Origin of the sequence: Parapedobacter sp. GCM10030251 (genome assembly GCF_042666505.1) — a bacterium.
GTDB lineage: Bacteria > Bacteroidota > Bacteroidia > Sphingobacteriales > Sphingobacteriaceae > Parapedobacter.
This window is the reverse complement of the sequence record NZ_JBHTDN010000010.1, coordinates 121,728-128,546: the sequence shown is the minus strand read 5'-3', so window position 1 is coordinate 128,546 and position 6,819 is coordinate 121,728. Positions and strand designations below refer to the sequence as shown.

Genomic DNA, 6,819 nt, shown 5'->3' with positions numbered 1-6,819 from the left:
TGTACGACCCCAAGGTTTCCGCCGAACAGGTCTATCAGGACCTGGACTACCTGGGCACCCGGACCCCCGGCGAAAACCGCAGGCTGGTCACCGTGGCGGATGATCCCTATGAGGCCGCAGCACGGGCACACGCCATCGCCGTGCTCACCGAGTGGGACGAGTTCAGGACCTACGACTGGGCGCGAATCAAGGACAACATGATGAAACCCGCTTTCCTGTTCGACGGAAGGAAACTGCTCGCCGCAAACCGCCTCGCAGATCTCGGATTCGCCTATTACGCCATCGGGGAATAGCTGGAACACTTCGGCGCCCGACGTTTTTCAATCGGTTGTTTCCGCCGAAGCCAGGAACGTTTCAGGGCGGCCGATGATTTTGTATTCTCCCTCACCGGCAAGAATGCCGTAATATTCGGTTGTGCCACCGCTGAGTAGCGCCTTGGCACGTTGTAAGGGGTGATCATATTTGAAGGAGAAAGCAGTCTGTCCATTTTTATAATAATACCGGGACACGATTTCACTGCCTAGTATCTCCTTGATTTCTTCACGATGTACAAAGAGATCCTGTTCTTTGCTTCTATAAATTTTTTTCGCTAATGTTCCTAACTCTTCAATGAGTTCCTCGGACGTTTTTTCGATTTCGGCAAGGGCCTTCAATTCATTAAGCGATGACTCAGTTTTTGTGGAATACTGATAATCCTTGGCTTTGAGAAAACGGATAAAATCGGAATACAGTGCCTCATCGACTTCAAATTTCTCTGCATCGACGATCCGGGCATGCGCGTGCCTGAAAGCCGTGGCATAATCAAAGATGAGATATTGTTCAGAAAGGGTCCGAGCAATGGTGCTGTATTGCGGTTCCGGTACAGCAATATCCGGATAAATGCCACTGCCATCGTAGACGACCCGCCCACTTTTTGTATGAAAAGCGTTAAGCAACGAATCCGATACCCGTATATAAGCGCCGTTGTCATCACGATGGACAAAGTCCAATGCTTGTATACACCTTCCCGAGGGGGTGTAGTATTTCGCCACTGTTACCTTCACCAGATTGTTGTAGGGAACGGTAAATGTTTGCTGCACAAGTCCTTTGCCAAAACTTCTTTCACCAACGATAACCGCTCTGTCTAAGTCCTGCAAAGCGCCAGCGACAATTTCAGCGGCGGAAGCCGAACGGCCATTGATTAATACCGCTAACGGAATGTCAGGCGCTATAGGTTTAGCCATCGTGCGGTAGCTATGAGTTTTTGTCGCATTTTTCCCTTTCTGACTAACGACCAGCTCTCCCTGGGCAATAAACAAATTAACAATTTTGACGGCCTCTTGTAGAATTCCTCCGCCATTGTCGCGTAAGTCGATAATCAGGCCCTTGAATTCGCCCTTTTCCCCTAAGTTGCGGAGGGCTATTTCCATTTCTTTTGCCGACTGCTCGAGAAACTTGTCTAACTTGATGTAACCGATTCCCTTGTCCAATAAAACGGCATGACTCACATTGGGTTGCCGGATAATCTTACGGGTGAGTTTCAATGTGAACGGTTCGGCTTTTCCCGGTTTTCTTACTTGGAGCTGTATCTCACTGTGCTCGGCGCCCCGGAGTAGATGACTCACCTCATTTGTCGATTTATTCGTCAACCAAACGCCGTTTATGCTCACTACCTCGTCGCCTGCCGCCAAGCCCGCTTCGTCTGCCGGATATCCAGCATATAATTCAGACAGAAAAATGCGTCCATCACGTTCAAAAATTGTAGCACCGATGCCTCCGTATTTGGTATCCACATACCTCAATTTGTATTCTTCGATCTCTGTTTCCTGCACGTATTCCGTATAAGGATCGAGGTCGTCTAACATGGCATTCACCGCGGTCTTGATGAGTTGATTAGGATCGGTTTCATCCACGTAGTTAAGGCTGATCTGTCGGTATACCGCCGAAAAAATATCCAGATTTTTACTGATGAGAAACAAATCATCTTTGACCGCAACGAAAGCAGAACAAAACAATACAACAACCGCTAAAACGGTGATTCGCTTTGCATTTACTGTGTGTTTGCGTGGATTCATCCGTAAAATGAAAAATCAAAAAAGTAAATAAAGTTAAGAGAATTTGCAAGCAATGTCAATAGCAGAAGCGACTGTGCCGGCATTTTTGACTACCGACCTTTTATATTTCATTTTTATTTTATTAATTCTTCCGTACTTTTGGAAAAACAGGCCGCTTCGTTAAATGGCCGGGAAAGATGTCCCGGCGCCAAAAGCTCGAATCGCCGTTACTGACCATTGCATGAACGCTGCTTTCGCTTAGTTATGTCCCATCAGATAAACAGAAGAACGTTTTTGAAAACAGGATCATTGACGACCGCTGGCGTATTGCTGGCCAAGGGTTCGTATCCTGAAATTAGTGGGATTGAGCCTGCTTTTGTCCCGTATGATCTCATGCAGGAAGTTCGAAAATACAGAAAACTGGATGCGTATTGTACCGCCCCATTTAATATGGAACAGGCGGAACGACTCGGAATAGACCGCATGTACACCGGAAAGCCCATGATATGGGCCGATTGGACGCCGGATCAATTCATAGCTGCTAACGACGAAATGATTGCGTTGATGAAAAGATACCCTGGCAAGGTGGTCGGGCAGATTACGCTTAATCCGAAATACGGCAAAGAGTCGCTGGCCGAAATTGATCGGTGTGTAGATCAAGGTATGGTTGGGACAAGACTTTATTATCAAGTCAAGATAAATGACCCACTTTATTTTCCCGTGATCGAAAAGCTGACGGACTTAAAGATGATGATCTTCGTTCACGGAGAAGCGCAGTTGGGGGTGGGGGGATATGAGATGAAATACGATGTTGGCCGGCCGCCCACGGTTTCCCGGCCTGAAGATTTTGTAGAGGCAGCGATTCGCTATCCGGAAGCCATGTTCCAGTTTGCACACATCGGAGGCGGGAGCGACTGGGAGTATATGTGCAAGTGTTTCGCCGACTATCCGAACATCTTTGTGGATACTGGCGGAAGTAATAACGAGGCCGACCTGATCGATTTCGCGGTGAAACTCCTAGGAGAGGACAGGTTATTTTTTGGTACGGACAACAGCTATTTCCAAGGAGTGGGAAAAATCTTGGCAGCAGAACTTACGGAACGGCAAAAAGAGAAATTGTTTTTCGACAACTACAATGCAGTGTTGAAGAAAGGGGGATACGATGTTCATTGACATTAACGCCCGCGTGGGGCATTGGCCCTTTCAAAAACTCCGGTACGCCAGTTGTGCTGCCTTGTTGGAACGCATGAACCGCTTCCGTGTAAGCCAGGCCGTTGTGAGTTCCCTTAACGGTATCTTCTATAAAAACACGCAATCAGCCAATGAAGAACTGATCGGTGAACTTCGATCCAATCCGCGCTTTGGGGGCCGGTTTATCCCATTTGCGGTGATCAATCCCCTTTATGCTGCCTGGGAGAAGGATCTCGACACCTGCCACCGTAAGTTGGGTATGCAGGGCGTGTGTGTATACCCGCAATACCACGACTACGATATCCATCATCCTTCGTTGATCAAGCTGGCAGAAGCAGCCCGCGATCGTGGTTTACCGCTGGCCCTCACCGTGCGGATGGTGGACACCCGGCAGCGGTTTTGGATGGATATTCAGAAGGAATGGACATTAAATGAATTGATGCCCATCGCCGGGTACGTGCCCGATGGCAAATATATGTTCTTAAATATTGCCTCTGGTTACCGGTTGAACGAAGAAAATGCCCGGATCGCACATCAGACAAACCTTTTGCTTGATACGTCAGGCCGTGGAATGTCTGACATGCCGGATATCATTCGTACTTACGGAAGAACCAAGATCGCGTTCGGATCGCATTCGCCGATACTGGACTACCTGACCGGGCAGCTGCGTATTGCCTATCTGTCTGCTGAGGAAGCGGACGACGAAACGAAGCGCTTACTTCAATACCGGAATGCCCAAACGTTTCTTGGATTAAAAAAATGACACCTGCAGGAGCTGTTGCTAAAAAGCAAATTTAAACCGATGAAACTGCCATGTCAGCGCCTAACAAAAGGCTATAAAGGTGTAGGTTCCATGAGGCAATTGAAGAGCGTGCTTAACGAAGCGATCTCGTTGATACCGCTAAAAACAAATGACAATAATTCTTTACGAATGAAAATAAAAAAGTATCAAAAACCAATCCGGGCACTCCTCGTGCTGATTATCCTTTACGGCACAGGGCTTGAAGCAGATGGGGCAGCAACCGATTCGGCCAGGACGATCGCTCTTGAAGCAGTCAGCGGTATGCAATACAACGTGGTACGGTTTCAGGTAAAGCCCGAGGAAACGGTCACATTGAGCCTCACCAATAAAGACGATATGGCGCATAACCTGGTGATTACCGAGCCAAAGGCACGCGAAGCTGTGGTGAATGCCGCATTAGCGCTTGGGGCGAAAGGTCCGGAGCGGGACTACATTCCCGAGTCGGAGCAAGTGCTCTGGACCATTCCCGTGACTTATCCCGGCGAAAAGAAGGCGGTTACTTTTCGGGCGCCGAAGAAAGAAGGTGCTTATCCCTATGTGTGTACCTATCCGGGTCATGGATTTCTGATGTATGGCGTTATGTATGTGACAAAGTCGGGCGATGGGATGCCTGATTTGGCGAAGGACACGAATATACCGGAAGCGCGCCGCCAAGAACAGCGACCCGCGCGGCCACATCCTTACGAGCTTTCCCCGCCTTATTGGTATCGCGCGTTTTTGGAAGGCACCAGTTTGGCGTCAATCGCTGTTCACCTGCCCCAACAACTTTCCTATTGCTGGGATATGGAGTTTTGCCAGTTACGGTATGCCTGGGAGGGCGGATTTTTGGACAACGCGGATCTGTGGCATGGCCATAAGAATGCGTACGCAAAGATACTGGGAACGGTCTTTTTCAGCGACCGGATAACGAAGCCCATCCGGATCGGGGAACCGGGGGCCATCCCGCGGGTCGATTATAAGGGCTATCGTGTACGCGATCGGTATCCTGAATTTCATTATACGGTGGGCGATAGCGATGTTTTCGAACTTATCAAAGAGTTGCCGGGGAAAAGAGGATTCATACGGACGATCCGGATACCCGATGCCACCGAACCGGTATGGTATCTCTTTGACGACGCATCCGGCGCAACCTATGAATTTTCCGCCGGGGTAATGCAGAAGGGCAAAGTTGTCCTTACGCCGGCAGAGGCCCGTGAGTTCACCATACAAATGATCAAAAAAGAAAACCCGTAAAAAGATGAATCCTGTTCTTACCCTAGCATTTGTTGGCCTGGCGCTCATTACCGTGGCCACTTCCTGTTCCCACGACGACCCACAGTCACCCTCCTACGTCATTGAGACCATTCCCATGCCCGCGGATCTCGAGGCGGAAACGGGCGGCTTGGCTTTTCTGCCTGACGGCCGCCTGGCGGCCTGTTTTACCCGGGGGGAAGTCATGATCTACGATCCGGCACAGCGCAACTGGGAAGTGTTTGCAAAGGGATTGCACGAACCCCTGGGACTATGGGTGGTCAATGCGAGGGAACTCTTGGTAATGCAGCGGCCCGAACTGACCCGATTGGTGGATACAGATGGCGACGGCGAGGCTGATCTTTATGAAAAGGTAGCGGACGATTTTGGTTTGTCGGGGAATTACCACGAGTTTAACTATGGACCGGTCAAGGATAAAAACGGCAACCTGTTTATTGCGCTGAATACCGCCTCATACGGTGGAAAGATTCAGCCGAACACGCGAGGTGTGGTGAATACGTTGGGCAGAGACGGCGCAGACGGTCGCCGTCAGATGTTTTCGGCCGTACCTTATCGGGGTTGGGTAATGAAACAAACCCCGCAAGGAGCCTTGGAGCCGTACGCATCCGGGTTCCGGTCGCCTAATGGAATTGGCATTGATCCGGACGGCAATCTATTCGTGACCGACAACCAAAGCGACTGGGTCGAAACCAGCACTTTGTATCACGTCAAAGAAGGACACTTTTATGGGCACCCGGCAAGCTTGGTTTGGAAAGAAGGCTGGAACCGGGGAAGCCCGTTTGATCTTCCCATAGAAGAGTTGGATCATATGCGTACCCAAGCATCGGTATACTTTCCGCACGGCATCATTGCCAATTCTCCCGCTCAACCCGTCTGGGACACGACCGACGGCAAATTCGGACCGTTTGCTGGTCAGCTGTTCGTTGGGGAGATGAATCACAAGCGCATTGTCCGTGTCATGCTAGAGAAAGTAAAGGGGGAGTTTCAGGGAGCTTGTATTCCGTTTCTGGATAATCAAGGGTTGCCCATTGGCAATAACCGGCTTGCCTTTGCTCCTGATGGCAGTCTTTGGATCGGGCAAATTGCACATGGCTGGTCGGGTGACAAAGGCATCCGGCGAGTAACATTTACAGGTAAACAGCCGATGGACATCTATCGGATGAGCTTGACGACGAAAGGATTTGATGTGTCTTTTACCCGCCCGTTGGATGCTGCTACTGCCCTGAACAAAGACCATTATCGGATCAGGCATTACTACTATGCATATCGGAAGAAGCCATTCGACGAACCGATCGACCACTCTCAACAAAGCAATATCCAACAAATTGGGATCAAACGCTTGCATTTGTCTCCCGACGGGAGAACCGTGTCGATGGAGCTCGACTCCCTGAAAGCGGGTTATGTGTACGAGCTTGAACTCCATAACGTAAAGAGCAAAGACGGCATGCCTGCGGAAAATCAGACGATTTGTTATACGTTAAACAACTTGTTGGAATAGGTTTGGCACTTATTTTCGATTCAACTCCGATGCGGTTTTAAACG

Annotated in this window: 6 protein-coding genes; 5 read left to right on the top strand and 1 reads right to left on the bottom strand. The window is 49.5% G+C overall.

Annotated elements, in window-relative coordinates; all coding sequences use genetic code 11:
• Window positions 1–293, top strand: a 293-nt coding sequence (locus ACFQRK_RS20625) for a UDP binding domain-containing protein (protein ID WP_379010038.1), incomplete at its 5' end; no start/stop codon positions are given.
• A gap of 27 nt (window positions 294–320) precedes the next feature.
• On the opposite strand, the gene ACFQRK_RS20620 is transcribed toward ACFQRK_RS20625, so the two are convergent.
• Window positions 321–2,054 (bottom strand): S41 family peptidase, encoded by a 1,734-nt coding sequence (locus ACFQRK_RS20620; protein WP_379010036.1) that lies wholly within the window; start codon window positions 2,052–2,054, stop codon window positions 321–323.
• Window positions 2,055–2,327: 273 nt separating this feature from the next.
• On the opposite strand from ACFQRK_RS20620, the gene ACFQRK_RS20615 reads away from it, so the two are divergent.
• The 4 genes from ACFQRK_RS20615 to ACFQRK_RS20600 all read left to right on the top strand — a co-directional run bounded on the left by ACFQRK_RS20615 (window position 2,328) and on the right by ACFQRK_RS20600 (window position 6,775).
• Window positions 2,328–3,206: an amidohydrolase family protein gene (locus tag ACFQRK_RS20615; RefSeq protein WP_379010034.1), complete on the top strand. Its 879-nt coding sequence runs from the start codon at window positions 2,328–2,330 to the stop codon at window positions 3,204–3,206.
• The gene (locus ACFQRK_RS20610; protein ID WP_379010033.1) at window positions 3,196–3,987 is read left to right on the top strand and encodes an amidohydrolase family protein; all 792 of its coding nucleotides are present in this window, start codon (window positions 3,196–3,198) and stop codon (window positions 3,985–3,987) included. The genes ACFQRK_RS20615 and ACFQRK_RS20610 overlap by 11 nt, the downstream gene beginning before the upstream one ends.
• A gap of 168 nt (window positions 3,988–4,155) precedes the next feature.
• A complete protein-coding gene (locus ACFQRK_RS20605) occupies window positions 4,156–5,259 on the top strand; it encodes a plastocyanin/azurin family copper-binding protein (protein WP_379010032.1) in 1,104 nt (367 codons plus the stop codon).
• A 4-nt stretch (window positions 5,260–5,263) separates the two neighbouring features.
• The gene (locus ACFQRK_RS20600) at window positions 5,264–6,775 is read left to right on the top strand and encodes a PQQ-dependent sugar dehydrogenase (protein ID WP_379010030.1); all 1,512 of its coding nucleotides are present in this window, start codon (window positions 5,264–5,266) and stop codon (window positions 6,773–6,775) included.
• The last annotated feature ends 44 nt before the right edge of the window (window positions 6,776–6,819 follow it).